General features: G+C 50.2%; 19 protein-coding genes. 8 read left to right on the top strand and 11 right to left on the bottom strand.

What is annotated here, in order from left to right; translation table 11 throughout:
• Nucleotides 1–3: 3 nt before the first annotated feature.
• The 7 genes from AC5FXQ_RS19570 to AC5FXQ_RS19540 form a co-directional block, all read right to left on the bottom strand.
• Entirely contained in the window at nucleotides 4–966 is a 963-nt protein-coding gene (locus tag AC5FXQ_RS19570; protein WP_493604098.1) for a calcium/sodium antiporter, read from the bottom strand.
• A gap of 85 nt (nucleotides 967–1051) precedes the next feature.
• Nucleotides 1052–1759, bottom strand: a complete 708-nt coding sequence (locus tag AC5FXQ_RS19565) for a YebC/PmpR family DNA-binding transcriptional regulator (RefSeq protein WP_007655898.1) — start codon at nucleotides 1757–1759, stop codon at nucleotides 1052–1054.
• Nucleotides 1760–1877: 118 nt separating this feature from the next.
• The gene (locus AC5FXQ_RS19560) at nucleotides 1878–2528 is read right to left on the bottom strand and encodes an ABC transporter ATP-binding protein (RefSeq protein ID WP_493604097.1); all 651 of its coding nucleotides are present in this window, start codon (nucleotides 2526–2528) and stop codon (nucleotides 1878–1880) included.
• On the bottom strand, nucleotides 2518–3309 hold the full coding sequence (lpxA, locus tag AC5FXQ_RS19555; RefSeq protein WP_493604096.1) for an acyl-ACP--UDP-N-acetylglucosamine O-acyltransferase: 792 nt from the start codon (nucleotides 3307–3309) through the stop codon (nucleotides 2518–2520). The genes AC5FXQ_RS19560 and lpxA overlap by 11 nt, the downstream gene beginning before the upstream one ends.
• On the bottom strand, nucleotides 3306–4700 hold the full coding sequence (locus AC5FXQ_RS19550) for a bifunctional UDP-3-O-[3-hydroxymyristoyl] N-acetylglucosamine deacetylase/3-hydroxyacyl-ACP dehydratase (RefSeq protein ID WP_493604095.1): 1395 nt from the start codon (nucleotides 4698–4700) through the stop codon (nucleotides 3306–3308). The genes lpxA and AC5FXQ_RS19550 overlap by 4 nt, the downstream gene beginning before the upstream one ends.
• A 159-nt stretch (nucleotides 4701–4859) precedes the next feature.
• On the bottom strand, nucleotides 4860–5882 hold the full coding sequence (gene lpxD, locus AC5FXQ_RS19545) for a UDP-3-O-(3-hydroxymyristoyl)glucosamine N-acyltransferase (protein WP_493604094.1): 1023 nt from the start codon (nucleotides 5880–5882) through the stop codon (nucleotides 4860–4862).
• A 139-nt stretch (nucleotides 5883–6021) separates the two neighbouring features.
• On the bottom strand, nucleotides 6022–7254 hold the full coding sequence (locus AC5FXQ_RS19540; RefSeq protein WP_493604093.1) for an HD domain-containing protein: 1233 nt from the start codon (nucleotides 7252–7254) through the stop codon (nucleotides 6022–6024).
• A gap of 168 nt (nucleotides 7255–7422) precedes the next feature.
• Here AC5FXQ_RS19540 and porX point away from each other — a divergent pair, with 168 nt between their 5' ends.
• From porX to AC5FXQ_RS19525, 3 genes are read left to right on the top strand one after another with little or no spacing between them, the layout of a single operon-like run.
• On the top strand, nucleotides 7423–8985 hold the full coding sequence (gene porX, locus AC5FXQ_RS19535; protein ID WP_493604092.1) for a T9SS response regulator signal transducer PorX: 1563 nt from the start codon (nucleotides 7423–7425) through the stop codon (nucleotides 8983–8985).
• Nucleotides 8978–9424, top strand: coding sequence for a tRNA (adenosine(37)-N6)-threonylcarbamoyltransferase complex ATPase subunit type 1 TsaE (gene tsaE / locus AC5FXQ_RS19530; protein WP_493604091.1), 447 nt, complete (start codon nucleotides 8978–8980; stop codon nucleotides 9422–9424). The genes porX and tsaE overlap by 8 nt, the downstream gene beginning before the upstream one ends.
• Nucleotides 9425–9426: 2 nt before the next feature.
• Nucleotides 9427–10653, top strand: coding sequence for an alanine dehydrogenase (locus AC5FXQ_RS19525; protein ID WP_493604090.1), 1227 nt, complete (start codon nucleotides 9427–9429; stop codon nucleotides 10651–10653).
• Nucleotides 10654–10860: 207 nt separating this feature from the next.
• Here AC5FXQ_RS19525 and AC5FXQ_RS19520 read toward each other — a convergent pair whose 3' ends face one another.
• Nucleotides 10861–12177, bottom strand: a complete 1317-nt coding sequence (locus AC5FXQ_RS19520; RefSeq protein ID WP_493604089.1) for a M20/M25/M40 family metallo-hydrolase — start codon at nucleotides 12175–12177, stop codon at nucleotides 10861–10863.
• A gap of 111 nt (nucleotides 12178–12288) precedes the next feature.
• Here AC5FXQ_RS19520 and AC5FXQ_RS19515 point away from each other — a divergent pair, with 111 nt between their 5' ends.
• Nucleotides 12289–13392, top strand: a complete 1104-nt coding sequence (locus AC5FXQ_RS19515; RefSeq protein WP_493604088.1) for an AI-2E family transporter — start codon at nucleotides 12289–12291, stop codon at nucleotides 13390–13392.
• On the opposite strand, the gene AC5FXQ_RS19510 is transcribed toward AC5FXQ_RS19515, so the two are convergent.
• A complete protein-coding gene (locus AC5FXQ_RS19510; protein ID WP_493604087.1) occupies nucleotides 13364–13954 on the bottom strand; it encodes a GNAT family N-acetyltransferase in 591 nt (196 codons plus the stop codon). The two genes, AC5FXQ_RS19515 and AC5FXQ_RS19510, sit on opposite strands and share 29 nt — an antisense overlap.
• Nucleotides 13955–14088: 134 nt before the next feature.
• Between AC5FXQ_RS19510 and AC5FXQ_RS19505 the strand changes: the two genes are divergently transcribed.
• The gene (locus AC5FXQ_RS19505; RefSeq protein WP_493604086.1) at nucleotides 14089–14688 is read left to right on the top strand and encodes a porin family protein; all 600 of its coding nucleotides are present in this window, start codon (nucleotides 14089–14091) and stop codon (nucleotides 14686–14688) included.
• A 78-nt stretch (nucleotides 14689–14766) separates the two neighbouring features.
• Here the strand turns inward: AC5FXQ_RS19505 and AC5FXQ_RS19500 are convergent, their stop codons facing one another.
• On the bottom strand, nucleotides 14767–15597 hold the full coding sequence (locus AC5FXQ_RS19500; protein ID WP_493604085.1) for an NYN domain-containing protein: 831 nt from the start codon (nucleotides 15595–15597) through the stop codon (nucleotides 14767–14769).
• Nucleotides 15598–15853: 256 nt separating this feature from the next.
• On the opposite strand from AC5FXQ_RS19500, the gene AC5FXQ_RS19495 reads away from it, so the two are divergent.
• The 3 genes from AC5FXQ_RS19495 (at nucleotide 15854) to AC5FXQ_RS19485 (ending at nucleotide 19471) form a co-directional block, all read left to right on the top strand.
• The gene (locus tag AC5FXQ_RS19495; RefSeq protein WP_493604084.1) at nucleotides 15854–16891 is read left to right on the top strand and encodes a hypothetical protein; all 1038 of its coding nucleotides are present in this window, start codon (nucleotides 15854–15856) and stop codon (nucleotides 16889–16891) included.
• 52 nt (nucleotides 16892–16943) lie between these two features.
• Nucleotides 16944–17939, top strand: a complete 996-nt coding sequence (locus AC5FXQ_RS19490) for a DUF1028 domain-containing protein (protein ID WP_493604083.1) — start codon at nucleotides 16944–16946, stop codon at nucleotides 17937–17939.
• Between the two features lie 104 nt (nucleotides 17940–18043).
• Nucleotides 18044–19471 (top strand): M20/M25/M40 family metallo-hydrolase, encoded by a 1428-nt coding sequence (locus AC5FXQ_RS19485; RefSeq protein ID WP_493604082.1) that lies wholly within the window; start codon nucleotides 18044–18046, stop codon nucleotides 19469–19471.
• Nucleotides 19472–19676: 205 nt separating this feature from the next.
• On the opposite strand, the gene AC5FXQ_RS19480 is transcribed toward AC5FXQ_RS19485, so the two are convergent.
• Nucleotides 19677–20891 carry an S-adenosylmethionine:tRNA ribosyltransferase-isomerase gene (locus tag AC5FXQ_RS19480; protein WP_493604081.1) on the bottom strand — a complete coding sequence of 405 codons (1215 nt, stop codon included), beginning with the start codon at nucleotides 20889–20891 and terminating at the stop codon, nucleotides 19677–19679.
• Nucleotides 20892–20956: the final 65 nt, after the last annotated feature.

Genomic DNA, 20956 nt, shown 5'->3' with positions numbered 1-20956 from the left:
TATCTATCCTCTTTGTATAAGGAACACAATGTAGGCAATGTAGATGGCCAAAAAGAGGATGCCGTTCCAACGGTCGATGGCGTTCTTCCTGCCGATAGGTATAACGACTATCAGTAGCGTGCTGGCGAAGATCATCACCATGATATCCGAGTTGCTTACCACATTGAAAGGCAGCGGATTGATAACGGCGCTTATACCTAATATCCAGAGCAGATTGAAGATGTTAGAGCCAATTACGTTACCAATAGCAATGTCAATGTTCCTGCGAAAGGCAGCCATGGCAGAAGTTACGAGCTCCGGAAGGGACGTGCCTATTGCTACAATGGTCAAGCCGATGAAAGACTCGCTCAGGCCAAATGACTGCGCGATGGATACGGCGCCGTCCACTACCCACTTACCACCTAAGAATAAACCGACGCCCCCCAGCACCATATACAGTACCGATTTCGGAATACTCATCATCGGTTCATCGTCTTCCTCGATCACCTCATCTTTGTTGGTTTTGGCGATGTTGTAGATATAGGCCATAAAGAGCACAAAGAAGAAAAGGAGTATAGCGCCATCAACACGGCTAATGTAAAGGCTCGTTTTGTCGCCGAACAGCACCGCATTGGCCAGAAAGCCTACCAAAAGCGTAGCGATCAGAGAAAATGGGATCTCTGTAAGGATGGTATTGCGCTTGATGGGCAGCGGGCAGATGATGGCTGTTATACCTATGATCAGCAATAGGTTGGCTACGTTACTGCCAAACACGTTACCTATCGCCAATTCCGACTGACCTTGCATACTCGACATGATGTTGATGATCAGCTCAGGAAGCGAGGTACCAAACGACACGATGGTGAGGCCTACCACCATATCCGAAATGTTGAACCGTCTGGCAACGGAAGAAGCTCCCGAGACAAGCATGTCAGCACCTTTAATCAAAAACACAAAACCAAGTACAAATAGTAGGTATAGTAGCATAGGCAGGTAAAGGTATCACAAAAAAGAAAGGCTGTCTATACAACGACAGACAGCCTTCCACTATACTTTAAAGCGCAGTGAGGGGTTATGCCATGTTGTGGTAAACCGCCTGCACGTCGTCATCTTCTTCAATCTTCTCCACCAGGTTTTCGATCTCCTCGGCTTGCTCGTCTGTCAGTTCCATGCGAGTGTTCGGTACGCGCTGCAGTTCGGCACTAATTACGTTCAAACCTTTCTCTTCCAGTGCTTTTTGCATCGCTCCGAAGTCTGTGAAAGCAGTCTCCACAATGATCTCGCCTTCGTGCTCGTAGATGTCTTCTGCACCGGCATCGATCAGCTCCAGCTCCAGTTCCTCGATATCGAGTCCTTCAGCGGCAATCTTAAAAATACCTTTGCGGGTGAAGATAAAGTCCAGCGAGCCGGTTTTGCCTACAGCCCCACCTGCACGAGAGAAGTATACGCGCATGTTGGCAATGGTACGGTTGAGGTTATCAGTTGCGGTTTCTACCAGAATGGCGATACCATGCGGACCGTAGCCCTCGTATACTACTTCTTCGTAATCTTTTTCTTCTTTGGATGAAGCACGCTTGATGGCCGCTTCTACGCGGTCCTTCGGCATGTTCACACCTTTGGCGTTATTGATGGCCGTACGCAGTCGGGAGTTGGTTTCCGGATTAGGACCAGCTTCCTTCACTGCCATTACGATCTCTTTGCCGAGGCGTGTAAAAGCCTTCGACATTTTGTCCCAACGCTTGAACTTACGGGCTTTTCTAAATTCAAATGCTCTTCCCATGGTATCTGGTTAAGTATTATATCTTACAAATTTAGGGAGCTTAACTGTAAATTGGTAGAGCTACCCGAAAAACCTTGCACTATTTGCCAACTCGGCTATACCTATACCTTCTGCGGTACTACTGCCTCGTTGGTTTTGGCTGCCTGGCTGGAGCATGATAGTCTGTTATATAAAGGTGCTGGTCGCAGAAGCTATACTCGTGCACAATGTTAGACCCAACAATGATCAGCCTTCCTTCCTTATTCGCCGCCACATGCTCCTGGTACCAGCTCACACCTTCCTGGTCGAGGTTGGTGGTAGGCTCGTCGAGTATCAGTAGTCTGGTGTCCGAGTAAATGGCCAGTCCCAGCTTCAGGCGCTGCTTCATGCCCGACGAGAAATCCTTAACATACTTATTGCGGGATTTCTGCAAGCCCATACGCTCTACCAGTTCTTCATGCGTAAGGTTGTTGCGCAGTGGCTTGAAGCGGGTATGGAAGTCGATCATCTCTAACAGCGTAAACTCCTCCACCAGCTCCAGGTAGGGTGCTGTAAGTGACAGCTCACGATAAGCTTTGTCCGGGGCTACTGCCTTGCCATCGATCAGGTAGGTGATTTCCCCCTCCGAGTGCAGGTTGTGGCCGGCTATAACAGTAAGAAGAGTGGATTTACCGGACCCGTTATGCCCTAGTATGGCATAAGAGGTGCCTGACTCCAGGGTATAGGTCAGGTTCCGGAAAATCCACTCGTAATTGTAGCGTTTACCTAAGTTGCTTAGGTTAATTTGCATCTTTAGAGAAATAGCTCTTAATGATACCGCGACCGGAGTTACGAACAAAATTGATGATTTCGTCACGCTCACGGCTAGGGGCCATATCCAGCTCAATCTTGTCCAGAGCCTCTGTGGTATTGTTGCCGCTCATGAACAGGATACGGTAAATTTGCTGTACCTCATTGATCTGTTCGCTGTTAAAGCCTCTGCGGCGCAAACCGATCGAGTTTATGCCGGCATAGGTAAGTGGCTCTCGCGCTGCCTTTACAAAAGGAGGCACGTCTTTGCGTACCAGCGAACCACCCGAGATCATCGCATGGGCGCCGATCTTTACAAACTGGTGCACGGCGCTTGAACCACCGATGATAGCGTAATCGCCCATCTCTACGTGACCAGCCATCTGCACGGCGTTCACCACGATGCAGTTATTGCCCACGATGCAGTCATGCGCAATGTGCGCATAGGACATAATCAGGCAGTTGCTTCCTACTACGGTCTTCATCTTATCGATGGTGCCGCGGCTGATGGTCACGCACTCTCTGATCACGGTATTGTCACCGATGATGGCGGTTGTCTCTTCGCCGGCGAACTTGAGGTCCTGTGGCACAGAAGAGATAACAGCACCCGGATATATCTTGCAGTTCTTGCCAATGCGGGCGCCTTCCATGATGGTCACATTGGGACCAATCCAGGTGCCTTCTCCGATCTCTACATTTTTGTAAATAGTGGAAAAAGGCTCTACGACCACATTCTGGGCAATTTTAGCCTCTGGGTGGATGTATGCTAACGGCTGATTCATGCGTCTTTCTTTACTATACTTGCCGACATCTCTGCCTCCATTACCAGTTGGCCGCCCACGAAGGCCTGACCAGACATCTTGGCAATACCCCGCTTTACAGGGGCAAGCAATTCACATTTAAATATTATGGTATCGCCTGGTATCACCTTGCGCTTAAAGCGGCAACGGTCTATACCCAGAAAATAAGTCCAGTAGTCTTCCGGATTCTCCACGGTGTTCAGCACCAGGATGCCGCCTGTCTGGGCCATTGCCTCTATCTGGATCACACCTGGCAGCACGGGGTTGCCGGGGAAGTGGCCCTGAAAGAATGGCTCGTTCATGGTCACGTTCTTAACGCCCGTTACCGTGGTTTCGTCTAAGTGGATGATTTTATCGATCAGCAGGAAGGGGTAACGGTGTGGCAATGTGGCTGATATCTGGTTGATATCCATTACTGGCGGCTTCTTCGGGTCGTAGGTTGGTACGGTCTTGATAGAAGCTTCCTGTATCAGTTTCTTTACACGTCGCGCAAAAGCAATGTTGGCCGCGTGTCCCGGTCTTGCGGCCAGAATCTGTCCTTTTATCGGGCGGCCGATCAGGGCAAGATCACCCATCAGGTCGAGCAGCTTGTGGCGGGCCATCTCGTTTTTGAAGCGGAGTTCTGTGTTGTTCAGAATGCCCTCTTCTTCCACGGTTACTTTTTTCTTACCCAGCAAGTCAGCCAGGTACGACAGTTCACCGTCTTCTACCACGCGATCCACGATCACGATGGCATTGTCCAGGTCGCCGCCTTTAATCAGGTTTTGCTTGTAAAGCGCCTCCAGTTCGTGCAGGAAACAGAAGGTGCGGCAAGGCGCAATCTCTTCTTCAAATTGGCTCATGTCCGTAATAGAGGCGTGCTGGCTGCCCAGTACAGGCGAATTATAGTCCACCATTACGGTCAGGCGGTAGTCGTCGAGCGGCAGGGCGGCGATCTCTACACCACGGCTGTCGTCTTTGTAGCTCACACCTTCAGTTATCTCGAAGTAGTTGCGCAAGGCATTCTGCTCCTGAACACCTACTGAAAGAAGCGCCTTTACGAATTCAATGGAAGATCCGTCCATGATCGGAGGTTCCGGCCCATCAAGTTCTATCAGCACATTGTCAATCTGCAGGCCTACCAGCGCTGCCAGCGTATGCTCCACTGTGTTCACACGGGCGCCATTTTGCTCGATGGTCGTGCCACGCGAAAGGTCCACCACATTGTCCACGTCCACGTTCACGGTCGGCTGACCTTCGAGGTCGATGCGCTGAAACTTAAAGCCATGGTTTGCAGGGGCGGGCTTAAAAGTCATATTAGATACAACGCCCGTATGCAATCCAATGCCCGATACGGTTACCGGAGCCTTGATAGTGTGCTGTTTATAATTCATTAATGTTTCGTTGTTAACTTGTAGCGATACTTTCGCTGCTGTAGCGCACAGAGTATGAGCGGACTTACAGCGGAGGGAGTATTGCGACTGCAAACTTAAGATTTTATATACTGCCTGCCAATTTTAATTGATAGCACAGGGCAGCAGAGGCATAAAATCTTAATTCTTCTCTTTTAGTTCGTCTAAAACGCGCTGTAATTCCGGCAATTTGCGGAAAACGGTGATGGCTTTGAGGTTTTGTTTGTAGTCGAAGGCAGGGGAGCCTTGGATGATAGTGCCTGACTCTTTCACGGACTTGGATACGCCTGATTGCGCACCGATAGTAGTTTTGTCGGCGATGCTGATATGACCTACAATGCCCACTTGCCCGGCGATCACACAGTAGTTGCCTACCTTGGTTGAGCCAGATATGCCTGTCTGTGAGGCGATTACAGTATGCTGGCCTACTTCTACATTATGGGCCACCTGTACGAGGTTGTCGATTTTAGTACCCTTACGGATAATGGTAGAGCCCATCGTGGCGCAATCGATCGTAGTGTTGGCTCCAATGTTCACGTCATCCTCCAACACCACATTGCCGATTTGCGGCACATTTTTGTAAGTGCCGTCGGGCTGAGGGGCAAAGCCGAAGCCGTCGCTGCCCAGCACCACACCGGCATGCAGGGTACAATTGGCACCCACCACTGTGTTTGCATATAGTTTCACGCCTGCGAAAAGGGTGGTATTGTCGCCAATGGTTACGTTATCGCCGATGTATACCTGCGGGTAGATGCGCACATTCTGGCCGATTTTGCAGTTGTTGCCGATGTAAGAGAAAGCGCCGCGGTAATGGCCTTCGCCTATTTCGCTGCCAGCCCCTATAAAGCAAGGCTCTTCCACACCCACCTTGGCGGCAAGCACAGCCTGATGGTAATAAGCGAGTAGAGTAGAAAAACTGGAATAAGGATCGGATACGCGAATAAGAGAAGCGGAAACAGGCTTTTTAAGCTCCAGTTTGTCCGATACGATCACCGCGCTTGCTCCGGTTGTATAAAGATATGGTTCATATTTTAGATTAGACAAAAAAGCAAGTGCTCCAGTCTGGGCCTCTTCAATTTTGGCTAATGTGCTGACCTTTACTGTACTGTCTCCTTCAACTTCTCCCTTCAAAAGGTCCGCAATCTGTTGAATAGTGAATTCCATCTTGTAAAATTAGAGCAAAAAATAAAATGTGCTACCCATTGGGGGCGCAAACTTAATAAAAACTTTACGCTGCACCGCCACATTCTGCAGCAGATTATGGACAGGTCAAGCAAATCCCGTGCAAATCCTATAGCCGGTTTTATAAAGCTGCTACCTCCTTCGGGTAACAGACGAAGTATTTCTCCACTTTATTGCTCAGTGCCTGTATGTTGGGCAGGTCCGAAGCATCGGCCACATTCACCACATAGCCGGTTTTGGTGAGCACATCGATCGACTGTCCTTCGGACATGTAAGCACTGTTGCTTATTCGGCCCGAGATCATCATGTATTTCACATCCTCGGGGTGCACGTGGAAGCGCTCCTGCACCAGTTCGCTTATACCCAGCATCATCTCTTCGTCTATCGGTTTGCTGGAGATGTATACCTTGAACAGCTTGCGGTTCAAAATGCTCTTGGACAGATAGGAGATAACAGGGTCAGGGTGCAATGCCCATTCTTTTATGCCGCTCCATACGTCATGGTCGTCCAGCGAAACAAAGCGTTCCAGAATTGAATTATCTCTCTGAAAGTCCTCCATGGTGAGGTTGGATGAGAGGAAGAACTTGAGGCAGGGGCTGGCCGGTACGTCTATACCCTGCTGAATCAGTTCGCGGGCACGCTGCACGGTGCGCAGCACCATGTGCTCGGCACTGATCACGGTTTTGTGCAGGTATACCTGCCAGTACATCAGGCGGCGGCTCACCAGAAAGTTCTCAATACTGTAAATGGCTTTCTCTTCTACTACCAATTTGTCGTTGGCCACATCCAGCATCTTAATCAGACGGTCGGCACCGATCTTTCCTTCGTATACACCAGTATAGAAGCTATCGCGGTTGAGGTAGTCGAGGCGGTCTACGTCCAGCTGGCTCGACACCAGTTGGTGAAAAAAACGACGCTCGTAGGTATCTGTGAAGATTTTGATGGCAAGGCTCAATCTGCCTCCGAACTCTTCGTTGAGCAAGTGCATGATGTGCAGCGAGAGGTGCTCGTGGTGCACTTCCTGGAAAATGGCCGTTTCCAGCGCATGTGAGAAAGGCCCGTGGCCCACGTCGTGCAGCAGGATGGCTATAAGCGAGGCCTCAAATTCGGCGTCCGATATTTCGTTGTTCTTGCCACGCAGCGTGTTCAGGGCCAGATTCATGAGGTGCATAGCCCCTAAGGCGTGGTGAAAGCGGGTATGCAGGGCACCCGGATATACCATCTCGGTTAGTCCCAGTTGCTTGATCCGGCGCAGACGCTGAAAGTAGGGGTGGTCGATGATGTCGAACAGCAATTCAGACGGCACCGTGATAAAGCCGTATACAGGGTCGTTTAATATTTTTTTCTTATTCACAAAAACCGAGGTTTTTAATTGTTAAATTGCTAATCGTTAACCGTTTGCTCTGCTACGAAGTAAATTAGCCCGTAGAAGTAACCGCAATCTGCAAGGCAATGTTTGCGTTGAGGTAGAGTAATCAATTAACAATGAAGCCATTTAAAACAGCGCGCAACAAATAAAACTATGCAAAGATATACGATTTTATGGGCCGATGACGAAATCGACCTACTCAAGCCACACATTCTTTTCCTCGAAGAGAGAGGCTACGACATAACCCCGGTAAACAGTGGGGCCGACGCCATCGAGAAGGTGCAGGAACAGGCATTTGATGTCGTGTTCCTTGATGAAAACATGCCCGGTATCAGCGGATTGGAGGCTCTGAACGAGATCAAAACCATCCGTCCGGCAATGCCCGTGATCATGATCACCAAGAGTGAAGAGGAGCACATCATGGAGGAGGCTATCGGTTCCAAGATATCTGATTACCTGATCAAGCCGCTCAATCCAAGCCAAATACTGCTTTCTGTGAAAAAGACGCTGGAGAACAAGCGTCTGGTATCGGAAAAGACCAACATGAGCTACCAGCGCGACTTCCGCCAGTTAGGTATGGCCTTTGGAGAACGCCTGAGCCCGGGAGAGTGGGCAGATATCTATAAGAAGTTGGTATACTGGGAGCTCGAGATTGACGAGACCGAGAACAAGAGCATGGCCGACGTGATCAATATGCAGAAAGACGAGGCTAACTCCAATTTTGCCAAGTTCATCATGGACAATTATGAGGACTGGATCAATAAGGAATCTGATGATGCACCGCTGATGTCGCACCAATTGTTCAGGGAGCGGGTAATTCCGATGATGAAGGAGTCTGACAAGCCCGTGTACTTTGTGCTGATCGACAACCTGCGCTACGACCAGTGGAAAGTGCTCGAGCCACTTATTTCTGAATACTTCACAGTAGACACAGAGGAGATGTTCTACTCCATCCTGCCTACCACCACCGCCTATGCCCGTAATGCGATCTTCTCGGGTATGATGCCGACCGAGATCATCAAAAAATACCCGAACCTGTGGGTGAGCGATGACGAAGAAGAAGGCAAGAACCTGCACGAACAGGACTTCCTGGAAATTCAGCTGCAGCAAAACCGCATCACCGAAAAGCACAGTTACCATAAAATAACCAACCCGGCTGCCGGGAAGGACCTTAACGGTAAGTTCAACAACCTCGATAACAACAAGCTGAACGTGATTGTGTACAACTTCGTGGATATGCTCTCGCATGCCCGCACGGACAGCAACATGGTACGCGAATTGGCTCCGGACGAATCAGCTTACCGCTCCATTACCCGTTCGTGGTTTATCCACTCGCCACTGTTTGAGATGCTGAAGCTGATCGCCGACCGCAAAGCCCGTCTGATTATCACAACCGACCACGGCACCATTCGGGTGAAGCGCCCGTTCAAAATCATCGGCGATCGTCAGACGAACACTAATCTCAGGTATAAGCACGGTAAGAACCTAGGTTACACCGATAAAGATGTGTTCACAGTGCGCAAGCCGGAGCGATTTTTCTTGCCAAAGGCCAACGTTTCCACTACGTTTGTATTCGCGATAGAAGACTACTTCTTCGCCTACCCAAACAACTATAACTACTACGTGAACTACTACAAAGACACCTTCCAGCATGGAGGCGTGTCGCTGGAGGAGTGCATTATACCGTTTGTGACACTGACGCCTAAGAATGTATAACACAGGAGTTGAGAAGAAAAGACTGAAGATGTCGTCGTTGGCTGACCTGCCGGCGGCGGCTTCTGTGCTTTTGGAGGAGGCTCGAGAGGAGCCCATTATTCTGTTTGAAGGCCCCATGGGAGCCGGAAAGACAACGCTTATCAAGGAGCTCTGTCACCAGATGGGCGTGAAGGAGAACGTAAGTAGCCCGACCTTTGCGCTTGTGAACGAGTATGAAGCGGCCAAAGGGAACCTAATTTACCATTTTGACTTTTATAGGATTAATGAGGAACGTGAGGCGCTTGGCATTGGGGCACTGGAGTATTTTGACTCCGGCCGTATTTGCCTGATCGAGTGGCCGTCCATGATCCCGAACCTGTTGCCGGAGCATTACCTGTTGGTAAAGCTGCAACCCGCCGCTGAAGGCGAGGAGCGCACCATGACCATAAACCGCGTATGAGCATGACGGAGAGATTCGCCGTTGAATTAGGAAAGATAGCGGCCAGCCAGGCTCTTTATCCAAAGGAGTCTATGCTGGCTGTGGAGGAGCGATACAAAAGCCTGTTTATCGGGCTGCCGAAAGAGTCATCGTTTCAGGAAAACCGCATTGGTCTGACCCCGGATGCCGTCAAGCAACTCACCGATCAAGGCCATGAAATATGGGTTGAGGCCGGAGCAGGTGGTCCCTCCAAGTACTCTGACAACGACTACTCTGAGGCAGGAGCCCGTATTGTATATTCTACCAAAGAGGTATATGAAGCTGGTATCATCCTTAAAATCGCACCTCCTACCTACGACGAAATTGAGTACCTGCGCCCTGGCCAGACACTGATCTCCGCTTTGCACTTCGGCAACCTCACCTCTGACTACGTCAACGCACTTCTTCGCAAAAAAATAAATGCCATTTCCTTCGAGCTGATTCGCGACAAGTCAGAATCGAAGCCGGTGGTACGTGCCATGAGCGAGATTGCCGGCAGTTCGGTGATGCTGATCGCAGCAGAATACCTGAGTAGCAGCAACGACGGCAAAGGAGTGATTCTGGGAGGTATAACCGGTGTGGCGCCTTCCAAAGTAGTGATCATGGGAGCGGGTACCGTGGCAGAGTTTGCCGCCCGCGCCGCTTTAGGACTTGGTGCCGAAGTGAAGGTGTTTGACAACCACATCTACAAACTGCGCCGCCTGAAGCATAACATCGGGCAACAGATCTTTACTTCTACGCTGGACAAGACCATCCTGTACAACGAGCTCAAAAATGCCGATGTGGTGATTGGTGCTTTAGTAGCCGAGGAAGGACGCATGGCCTGCATGGTAGAGGAGGGGGTTGTCGGGCAGATGAACCCGGGCTCCATCATCATCGATGTGTGCATCGACCAGGGAGGTTGTTTCGAAACATCAGAACTTACTTCGCACAGTCGCCCGATCTACCGCAAATACGACATTATCCACTATTGCGTGCCGAACATCGCCTCGCGTGTACCCCGCACCGCTTCTACGGCCCTCAGCAATATCTTTACACCCATCTTCACGGAGATTTCCAAGTTTGGCGGAATCAACGAGGTGCTGTTCATGAATGAGCACTACCGCAGCGGGGTGTATATCTACAAAGGCAGCCTGACGAATTCGCAGATCGCGAAGAAATTTGGGATGCGATATAAGGAGTTGGGGTTGATGATTGCTGTGAGGAATTAAGGTATAGCTGAGTAGCTATTGATAACAGAACGGACCCCGGCTAGGTATAGCGGGGTCCGTTCTGTTTACTGTAATATCTTGATTTGCTGGCTAAGCTACAGCTTAAGTACAAACTGCCCCTCCTTGGCTAAAGAGGGGCAGTTTGACGCATATCTGCGAAAATCCTGTTAATCCTTTAATCCTGAAAATCCTGATTCAGACAACCCACTACCTCACCAACGCCTTATCAACCCGCATTGGTGTATCCTCACCCGAAACAACCCCCTGCGCGGCAAGGGCAATCGCGCGGATCATACTGGTGAAATGCGGCATGTCGAGTAGCTCAAACTCGTCTTTTACAGTATGATAGGTCTTGTCCTGGTCGATTTGCACGGATGAAATAGTATGTGCCGGTACTCCTAAGCGAGCCAGGGTGGCATTATCGGAACGGTAGAACAGGTTTTGCTCCGGGTACGGGTCGGGGTGGATGCTGTAGGTGGTGCCTTCCAGGCGCTTCTGCATCATTTTGCCTAAGTCAGACTTCTCGTAACCCGTGAGATAGGCGCTGTTAGGGCCGAACTTAGAGGGCTTGCCCACCATCTCAATGTTGAACATGGCCACGATCTGGTCGGGGTTGAGTTGCTCAGAGAAGTAGCGGGAGCCGTGGCCACCGATCTCCTCGGCTGTGAAAGCAGCGAATATCAGGGTGCGCTCAGGTTGCGGCTGCTCTTTGTAATAACGGGCCAGCATCATCATGGCCGTAGTACCGGAGGCATCATCGTCGGCGCCGTTAGCAATGCTGTCACCATCAATGGTTTTGTGGAAGCCAATGTGGTCGTAGTGGCCGGAGAAGACTACAAACTCGTCCTTGCGCTTGCCTTCGATCATACCTACCACGTTGGAAAGCGGCAGTTTTTCAACGTGGTTGGCAAACTTCACTTCATATTTCTTCGGCGCCGCCTGATCGGTGAGCACATATACCTTGCTGTGGCCTGTGCCAATCTCTTTTTTCACACCACCTCTTGAGAAATAGCCTCTGTAAGAGTTGAAAGCTTCGGCATGGCTCGGGTGAATCAGCACGATCGCGTCCTGTTCAAGCGAGTTGGCTTTCATAAAAGCATTCCGAAAGTTCTCACCTTCAGGTATAGTGATGATATTGATCTTGTTTTTATGTTTCCACTCAAGCTTCTCCTGCGCTGTGTTAAAGAACAGGTGCTCCGGAGCTATTTTCTTTTTGCCCAACGTTACTTCCGTTTGGCTGGGAGTGAGACGGTACACATAGAAGGTCTGTCGGTAAGAAGGAGCCTGACTCGAGCTGTTGCCGTTGAGAGGCACAAGGCCTGCAGCATGAAATTCTGCTTCGATGAAATCTGCGGCTTTCTCTATGCCTGCTGAGAAGGCGGCGCGGCCCTGCATGTCGTCGTGGCTCAGCGTCTGAAGGAGGCGGGTGGCTTCCTGCTGGTTGATCACTGAAAGGTCCTGTGCTGAGAGCGAAGCGCCAAAAAGGAGAGAAAAGGCAGTAGCAAGTAGCTTATGGCGTGTCATAGGTATAGCGGTGTATACGATTAGGAAATTGATGTAATATTTGGGAATATTGTTGAGGTAATTGCTGTCCTGAAGTGCATCAGCACGAACGGCAACCCAATATAGTGAAATATGGAAAAGAGCTCCAAAGTTAACTGGTTAAAGTTGCTGCAATACATTTTGCTGGTGGCGGCTTTACTATACTTTGGGCGTACGCTTTTTATTCCACTCAGCTTCTCGCTCCTGATCAGCTTTGTGCTATATCCTGTTGTGAAGTGGATGGAAGATCGTGGCTGGAGCCGGTGGAGCGCTATTTTACTTTGCCTCTTAACGCTTGTTCTGCTGGTGGGGGCACTGAGCTGGCTGTTGGTGCGGCAAATGATCAGTTTTGGGCAGGAATGGCCCGTGCTGCAGGAAAAGCTGCTGCAGGCATGGCAGCAGTTTGGGCTTTATCTGGAGCAGCAATTTGGGGTGAACGATGTGCAGCGCAGCAACTGGATGGAAGGGCTCGTGAAAGACGCTACTTCCACTGTGCTGAACGTAGTGCAGGGCGTGCTATACGCCTCGGTGACGACGGTAGTACTCGTTCTGCTGATCCCCCTTTATGCTGCCCTTATTCTTTATAACCGGGAGCAGCTGGCAGCAGCGCTTTTCTCTATGTTCCCGAGAGCAGAGCACAGCAAGATCCGCAGCATCCTGCACGAAACCATCACGACCTACTACAACTTCATCAAGGGAATGATCATTGTGTATGCGGTGGTGGGCTTGCTCAATAGTGTCGGGCTCTTGCTACTGGGCATACCGCATGCCGTTTTCTTCGGCATTGTGGCCTCTATTCTCACATTTATACCTTATGTGGGCATCACGATTGGAGCAATTTTGCCGATGGCCGTGGCCTGGATCACCTACGACTCTGTGTGGTACCCGCTTGGGGTGATTATTGTGTTTTCGGTGGTGCAGTACCTCGAGGCAAACCTGATCTTTCCACTGGCGGTGAGCTTCCGTCTGCAGGTCAACATGCTCTTTACACTGCTGGCCATTGTGGCGGGAGGTATACTTTGGGGAGCATCCGGCATGATTCTGTTCGTGCCTTTCGTCGCTATTCTTAAACTGATTGCCGACAAGCACGAAGAGCTGCGGCCGGTATCGCTCTTGCTGGGTACAGGTATGGCTTCAGCCAAGTCTGAACTGAAGCCTGGCATCAAGATCAGCCGTTTTCACCGGAAGCAACGCTAGCAGAATTCTCCTGCCATTCCCGCTTCAGTAAACTGTATACTTCCAGGTCGATAAAACGGCCGCGGAGCCACTCTCCGTCACGCTCTATACCTTCCAGCTTAAAGCCCAGCTGTTTCGGAATGCGGTTACTCTTACTGTTACCCACACCTACTTTTATCTGGATGCGGTTCATGCGCATCTGCTCGAAGGCGTTCGCAACCAAAGCAGCACAGCTACGGATCATGATGCCCTTCCCCTGGAATTCCTCTCCCAGCCAATAGCCGATCTCCAGCTTGCTGTTAACCCTGTCAATGGCTTTGTAACCAATAATACCCGCCTCTTTTTCCTGAAACCGGATAGTGTATACCTGCTCCTGCAGATTGCCAGGCGCCGTAACGGTTTGCAGGAACAACATTGTGTCGCTTGCAGAGAAGCTGCTGTCTATAAAAGGGAGCCACTCCCGCAGGTATAGCCGACCGCGATCTATTAGCTGATAGAGGGCTGGAGTGTCATTCACCTGTGCCTCGTGCAGCTTAATGTCGGGCGTTACGATCAGGGGGTGTAATGTTGATGCAGATCTCATTGAATGGGGTTGGGAGGCGTTATTGCTGAGTTCTAAAAAGCTGAATACTAAACATACGGATCAAAAAAACAGTTAAATAGATAAGAGTACAGTACTGTTACTCTGGTATGAACGCATATATTGTACACAAGACTATGAAAATTAAACTACTACTCCTGATTTTTTTAAGCGTTGTTTTTACAGCTACTGCGCAAGACTCTAACATTGATCTGGGTGCCAAGCTCGGTTTCAATGTGTCCAACATCAGCAGTGATCCTACTTTAGTAGAAGAGTCGGCCGGGGTGGGAACTGAGTTCGGTGCCTTTGCCCGTATCGGTAAACGCTTTTATGTACAGCCTGGGGTTGATTTCGTGAATAACAAAGTAACCATACAGCGTACAGTCCAGCCACGATCCGGCGAACGGGATGAGGTGCGTTTCCGCTACTTCCGGGCACCGGTGCTGCTGGGTTTTGAAAGTTCTTATGTTAAGCGCAGAGGCGGCTCCATCCCTTTTCGAATGATGGCGGGACCTTCCTTTGCCTACAATATTGGCGTAAGCGACAATAACCTGGATGTGCGCCGCCGAAATGTGCGCAATGCCCAGTTTGCGCTGCATGGCGGTGTGGGAATCAAACTGCTGCGCTTTGTCGAACTGGACCTCATGTATAACCATGGACTAACCAGCGTGTTTAACGACAATAGCGCAGACGGTAAGTTCAGGAATTTTTCGCTGACCGTGGGCTTTAGTATCTAAAGTATAGCCCTGCACAAAAAGGAAAGCCTTCTTCTGCACGTGCAGAAGAAGGCTTTCCTTTTTGTGGTCTGAAGGAGCTTAGTTGCCGCCTTGTTCTTCTTTGGCAGCAGGTTTAGCTATTTTCTCTTTTTCTTTCGCAGGTTTGCGCCGCTTTGGGCTGCTACGACGCTTCACGTATACCGCTGAAGAGCCTTTGTCGTCTTCTTTGCGGATCGTGAACAGGTCTTTGTGCGCCTTGATCAGTTGGATCAGCTGACCATACCCAAAAGTACGCGGGTCGAAAGCAGGGTCGAGCAGACGCAGGCTTGTGCCGATGGCTCCAAGATGTGCCCAACCGTCTTCGCCCACAGCCATCTGAAAAGCCTCTTTCAGCATCGGCACCGGATTCGGTCGCGGATTCTCCTGCCCATTTGGAGTAGATTTGTCTGCTACTGCTATTTGCTTCTCGTCAATGTCGTCAGTCAGGTTTTCCGTGTAAATAAAGATGTTGCAGGCGTTCACAAAAGGCTTGGGCGTTTTGCGCTGCCCGATGCCCATCACAAAAATGCCTGCCTCCCGGATGCGGGTCGCCAGTCGGGTATAGTCGCTGTCGGAAGACACAATACAGAAACCATCCACCAGGTGACTGTGCAGCAGGTCCATCGCGTCGATGATCATGGCGCTGTCGGTAGCGTTTTTACCGACGGTATAGCGGAACTGCTGGATAGGCTGTATAGCGTGATTGTTCAGGCACTCTTTCCAGCCGTTCATTTGGGGTGTGGTCCAGTCGCCGTAAATGCGGCGGATGGTGGTTTGTCCGTATTTGCCAGCCTCGGCCAGTATTTTGACGATAAGGGTCGGTTGCGCATTGTCGCCATCTATCAGCATGGCCATGCGCTGTTGTTTTTTCTCGTTGAAGGGTTTGCTCATAAAAGGATTTGCGCAGGAGTCATTATGTCCGTTAAGCGCTGAATTTGTTCTGTTATACTTCTGAAATGAAGATGGGTTGTAAGAAGGTAGGGAATTCCCTATATAAGAGGAGATTGAGTATATTGTGATGTAATTTAAGGATTTTAAATTTAGAAAGATGGGGAGGGCGAGTTATTTGGCTTGAGCTGGGCCGATGACGCTGGCATATTCTACAAAAAAGAGCCTAAACTGTTGCCATATAAGAAGTGAGAAACCAATGCACAGACTAATTCTAACTCTGCTAGCAGTCACCGCATTCTCCTGCACCAAAAAGTCAGATAGCCCAGATCAATTGGTGTTTGACAGGATTACGTATGTGTACAACCTTAAAACGTCCATAGCAAAAGAGATTTGGCCGGGCTTCGATGAGAAGCAGTATGATGTTCCGCTAATCTACTATACCGATTCCACCTCCTTTATAGCCAACCCTACTAATAAGTTCTTGAAAATTTACAACCCAACACAAGTTTTCCAGAACAGCGATATGAATGTATATAAAACTACCACTCGCCTCGATAGTATTCCCTTTCATATGGCCGTGAACTTTACGTTTGGCGATTCAAGTGCGTACGATAATTATGTGCCCTTTATGCATTGCAGCAGTTTGGAGGAAACAGGGAAGGTCGTGAAGGATGTAACGTCAACTGAGGTATGGGTAACGATGGTAGTCCATAAATACTTTCATGGGTTTCAGTTTCAGCATAGGGACTATCTTGAATACTTTGTGGACAGCATTGCTACATTTCAGAAACACAAGCTGAAAGAACTTTACAACGATCATGCTTGGTTTAAACAGGGCATAGACAGAGAAAACAACCTGTTACTACAGGCTTTAGAGGCTGACAATCGTGAAGAATCCAGAAAGTTGATTGCTGCTTTCTTTGAAGAGAGAGAAAAACGGAGAAATGAAACGACTCAAAAACTCGATCTTGCAATTGCAGCGTATGAAAAGACGTATGAGACACTAGAAGGTACTGCAAGGTATGTAGAACAAAAGCTCTACGAAAAATTTTCTCTTAAGCGTCCCGACGCTACATTACAAAAGTCAGATTCAGCTTATCATGCTTACAACTCTCTGAAAGACTATGAATTGGAGAAAGCTGAATGGCTATACCTGACAACAAAGACTCCTGTTTATTTTTACGCTACTGGTTTTAATATGACAAGGGTTCTCGATAAGCTGGGTGTGCAGTACAAAGAGCAACTTTTTAAACAACGTGATCTGTCCTTGGAAGACATGCTGAGGACGATTTAGAGATAACAACAGCTTCAGCTAAAACTCAATCATTCAAAACCATGTACTTCCCATGAAAAACCTATTCTCCATTCTAACCCTCCTTCTCACCGTGACACATTTTTCAGCACAGGCGCAGGTATTTAAAAGTGAAGAGCCCCTGGCCCATACCTATTCGATTGTAGCCCGCGACGCGAAAACCGGCGAAATGGCCGTTGGCGTGCAAAGCCACTGGTTTTCGGTGGGCACTGCTGTGCCCTGGGTAGAGGCAGGCGTGGGCGTGGTAGCCACGCAGTCTTTTGTAAACAAATCGTTTGGCTTGCGCGGGCTTGCTCTGCTGAAAGAGGGCAAATCGCCACAGGAGGCGCTGGATATCTTGCTGGCTGATGATGAAGGCCGCGAAGTGCGCCAGGTGTCGATACTCGATGCGAAGGGTCGCGTGGCGACGCATACCGGCAAACAGTGTATTCGCTATGCGGGGCACACCATCGGCACGAACTTTTCGGTGCAGGCTAATATGATGCTGAGCGATAAAGTATGGCCGGCCATGGCGAAAGCTTTTGAGACGAGTGCAGGCAAGCCACTGGCAGAACGTGTCCTGCTCGCTATGCAGGCAGCCGAAAGGGAGGGAGGCGACATCCGTGGCAAACAATCGGCAGCGCTGGTAGTGGTGCGCGGTGAAGCAACAGGTCAACCCTGGGATGACAAGACCATCGACCTGCGGGTGGACGATCACGAAAAGCCGCTTGACGAATTGGAGCGACTCCTCAAGGTATACCGCGCCTACGAACACATGAACAACGGCGATCTGGCTGTGGAAAAAGGGCAGATGGACAAAGCCATGGAGGAGTATGGCAAGGCCGAAGCCATGTTCCCCGATAACCTCGAAATGAAGTACTGGCACGCCATCACACTGGCCAACAACGGCGACATAAACGGGGCGACTAAACTCCTGAAAGAGGTATACAAGAAAGACAAAAACTGGAAAGAACTCACCGAGCGTCTGCCAGAAGTAGGTTTGCTCACCCTGAGTCCGCAGGACCTGCAGAAGCTGCTGCAGGTGAAGTAGGTATAGCGTGTTTTGTGGCAATTGTTGTCTATACCTCAAATAGATTGCTTATATTAAAGCCACAAACAATCTAAAACTAAATTTCAAGCATTATTCACCTGAAGATGTTATTTAAACACAAATTACGCGCTTTTGTGGCCGGAGCCGCCATGCTGGCCGCTATACCTGCCATGGCGCAGCAAAACACTTACAAGTCCGACTCCACCGTCATCCGCAAGTTTTACGACGACGCCCTCACCAGCTACGAGAGCTACGAAAACCTGCGCTATCTCACCAAAAACATAGGTGCCCGTCTGAGCGGTTCTCCGCAGGCCGCAGCCGCTGTGGAGTGGAGCAGACAGGTGATGGAAAACATGGGACTCGACCGCGTATACCTGCAAGAGGTGATGGTTCCGTACTGGGTGCGTGGCGATAAAGAAATCGGCCGTATCCTGAGTGGCCGCAATGGCAGTCAGGAGGTAAATATTCTGGCGCTGGGCAGTACGGTTGGCACCGGCACGCAAGGGCTGAGTGCGCAGGTGGTGGAAGTGCAGAACTTCGAGGAACTTGAGAAACTGGGCAAGAAGAAAGTAAAAGGCAAGATCGTCTTCTTCAACCGTCCGTTTGACAACAAGCATATACAGACAGGCAGCGCCTATGGTGGTGCCGTGGATCAGCGTGGCGGGGGTGCAGTGGCAGCCGCTAAATTGGGTGCAGTAGGTGTATTGGTTCGCTCTATGACCAACGACATCCAGGATGTGGCCCACACCGGCAACATGCGCTATGAAGAAGGCGTGGATAAAATTCCGGCAGCTGCCATCAGCACAAAAGGGGCTAATGAGTTGAGCGCCATGCTGAAAAACGATCCGGAACTGAAGTTCTATATGCGCATGACCAGCGAAACCCGCCCGGATGTGCTTTCCTATAATGTGATCGGTGAGATCAAGGGTTCTGAGAAGCCTGACGAGATTATAGTAGTAGGCGGTCACCTCGACTCCTGGGATGTAGGCGAAGGTGCCCATGACGACGGTGCCGGTTGTGTGCAGTCTATTGAAGTGCTGCGTCTGTTCAAGGAGCAAGGTATACGCCCGAAGCGCACCATTCGTGTGGTGATGTTCATGAATGAAGAGAACGGTTTGCGCGGCGGCCGAAAATACGCTGAAGAAGCCAAAGCAAAAGGGGAGAAGCACGTAGCAGCACTCGAGTCTGACTCTGGTGGCTTTACACCGCGTGGCTTCGGTATTGACGGCAATGACCAGCAATACGCTAAGATACTTTCCTGGAAGCAACTGCTGGCCCCTTATGGTCTGCACGAACTGAACCGTGGCGGCGGCGGTGCTGACATCGGTCCGCTCAAAGGTCAGAACAACGTGGTACTGATCGGCCTGCGCCCCGACTCGCAGCGCTACTTCGACTATCACCATACCCACATCGACACCTTCGAAACGGTGAACCGTCGCGAAATGCAGCTGGGTGCCGCAGGTATGGCTGCCCTGGTATACCTGATCTCGGAGCACGGTCTGAATGGCGGTGATGCCAAGGCTGGGAAGTAAATAGCTTTTTTATGGAATAGAAAAAGCCTGCTCCGGATCAGACCGGGGCAGGCTTTTTTGATGAAGTTTGCTCAGAAGACCTTACAATACGCGCAGCTCCTGCGAGCGTCTACGCCAATTGCGGTGCAGTACTTTGTCTATACCTATACTGTGTAGTTAACAAGATACTCTCAGGTCCGGGAGACACTGTGAGGTCATCAGGGTTTTACGGCAGCAAGAGTGAGCTGTCGCCATAGCTCAGGAAGCGGTAGTCGTTTTTCAGGGCGTGGCGGTATACCTCTTTCCAATCCTCACCTATCAGTGCAGCGACCAGTAGTAGGAGCGTACTCTCCGGTTGGTGGAAATTAGTAACCAGTCCGCTGCAGATCCGGAAGGTGTAGCCTGGCGCGATGATGATCTGGGTGCTGGCATGCAAATGTTCGACCTGGTGCCGCTCCATGTAATCGAGCAAAGACTGCAGTGCTTCGGGTGTGGCAGGTGGCGTGCTGGTTTCGTAGGGCAGCCATTGGGTTACATGCAGTTCCTCGGGTCTTAACTTAGGTTGCTGCAGGAGCAAAGTACCCAGCCAGTACAGACTCTCGAGGCTGCGCATCGAAGTCGTCCCGACAGGAATAATAGGCTGCCCCAGGTGTTGCAACAGTTGCTCTACCACCTGCTTTGAGACCATTAGCTGCTCTGCGTGCATTTCGTGGGCTTCCATGGTGTCAGCTTTCACAGGCTTGAAAGTACCGGCGCCTACGTGCAGAGTCAGGTAAGTGCTCGCTATACCTTTAGCCAGCAAAGCTGCCATTACCCGCTCTGTAAAATGAAGTCCGGCAGTAGGGGCAGCTACGGCGCCTTCGTTGCGGGCGTAGATGGTCTGGTAGCGGGTGCGGTCTTCCGGAGTTAGTTCGCGGTTCAGGTAGGGTGGCAGTGGCAGGCGTCCGCAGCGCTCCAGTACTTCGGCAAAAGTAAGCTCGGCGGGTGTCCACGTGAAACGAATCAGGAAATGACCTTCCTGCTGTGCTTCGCGTTCGGCTGTTACGACGCCTCCTTCAAAGAAAATTTTCAGCATGCCTTCTTTCCAGCGCTTGTTGTTGCCCACAAGGCATTTCCACGTGCAACTGCGTGTCTGCTGCATAGCCAACTGCACTTCGCGGTGAGGCTTTACCGGCTCCAGACAGAAAATCTCCACTGCGCCACCTGTTGGTTTTTGAAAGATCAGGCGAGCCTGTACCACTTTGGTATTGTTGAACACCAGCAAACTGCCAGTAGGCAGAAGCCCCGGCAGATCGGTGAAAATATGGTCGGCTATATTATGGCTCTTGTAATAGAGTAGCTTTGACTGATCGCGCTCTGGCAGTGGGTACTTGGCTATACGCTCATCTGGCAGCTCGTACACAAAATCCTTAATGGCCAGATTTTTCGGGTTAGCGGTCATTTGTATGAGATAAGAGTCTATAGTTATTCGTCAGAAGTTGCATGTGAGAGCGATCTCACTTTTAA

This window comes from Pontibacter sp. LHS1 (genome assembly GCF_058932855.1).
This window is presented reverse-complemented; position numbering and strand designations above follow the sequence as displayed.

Excerpts from the sequence above, each read along its gene's own strand:
- AC5FXQ_RS19570 (WP_493604098.1), bottom strand. The coding sequence starts at position 966 with ATGCTACTATACCTACTATTTGTACTTGGTTTTGTGTTTTTGATTAAA.
- AC5FXQ_RS19565 (WP_007655898.1), bottom strand. The coding sequence starts at position 1,759 with ATGGGAAGAGCATTTGAATTTAGAAAAGCCCGTAAGTTCAAGCGTTGG.
- AC5FXQ_RS19560 (WP_493604097.1), bottom strand. The coding sequence starts at position 2,528 with ATGCAAATTAACCTAAGCAACTTAGGTAAACGCTACAATTACGAGTGG.
- lpxA (WP_493604096.1), bottom strand. The coding sequence starts at position 3,309 with ATGAATCAGCCGTTAGCATACATCCACCCAGAGGCTAAAATTGCCCAG.
- AC5FXQ_RS19550 (WP_493604095.1), bottom strand. The coding sequence starts at position 4,700 with ATGAATTATAAACAGCACACTATCAAGGCTCCGGTAACCGTATCGGGC.
- lpxD (WP_493604094.1), bottom strand. The coding sequence starts at position 5,882 with ATGGAATTCACTATTCAACAGATTGCGGACCTTTTGAAGGGAGAAGTT.
- porX (WP_493604092.1), top strand. The coding sequence starts at position 7,423 with ATGCAAAGATATACGATTTTATGGGCCGATGACGAAATCGACCTACTC.
- tsaE (WP_493604091.1), top strand. The coding sequence starts at position 8,978 with ATGTATAACACAGGAGTTGAGAAGAAAAGACTGAAGATGTCGTCGTTG.
- AC5FXQ_RS19525 (WP_493604090.1), top strand. The coding sequence starts at position 9,427 with ATGACGGAGAGATTCGCCGTTGAATTAGGAAAGATAGCGGCCAGCCAG.
- AC5FXQ_RS19520 (WP_493604089.1), bottom strand. The coding sequence starts at position 12,177 with ATGACACGCCATAAGCTACTTGCTACTGCCTTTTCTCTCCTTTTTGGC.
- AC5FXQ_RS19515 (WP_493604088.1), top strand. The coding sequence starts at position 12,289 with ATGGAAAAGAGCTCCAAAGTTAACTGGTTAAAGTTGCTGCAATACATT.
- AC5FXQ_RS19510 (WP_493604087.1), bottom strand. The coding sequence starts at position 13,954 with ATGAGATCTGCATCAACATTACACCCCCTGATCGTAACGCCCGACATT.
- AC5FXQ_RS19505 (WP_493604086.1), top strand. The coding sequence starts at position 14,089 with ATGAAAATTAAACTACTACTCCTGATTTTTTTAAGCGTTGTTTTTACA.
- AC5FXQ_RS19500 (WP_493604085.1), bottom strand. The coding sequence starts at position 15,597 with ATGAGCAAACCCTTCAACGAGAAAAAACAACAGCGCATGGCCATGCTG.
- AC5FXQ_RS19495 (WP_493604084.1), top strand. The coding sequence starts at position 15,854 with ATGCACAGACTAATTCTAACTCTGCTAGCAGTCACCGCATTCTCCTGC.
- AC5FXQ_RS19490 (WP_493604083.1), top strand. The coding sequence starts at position 16,944 with ATGAAAAACCTATTCTCCATTCTAACCCTCCTTCTCACCGTGACACAT.
- AC5FXQ_RS19485 (WP_493604082.1), top strand. The coding sequence starts at position 18,044 with ATGTTATTTAAACACAAATTACGCGCTTTTGTGGCCGGAGCCGCCATG.
- AC5FXQ_RS19480 (WP_493604081.1), bottom strand. The coding sequence starts at position 20,891 with ATGACCGCTAACCCGAAAAATCTGGCCATTAAGGATTTTGTGTACGAG.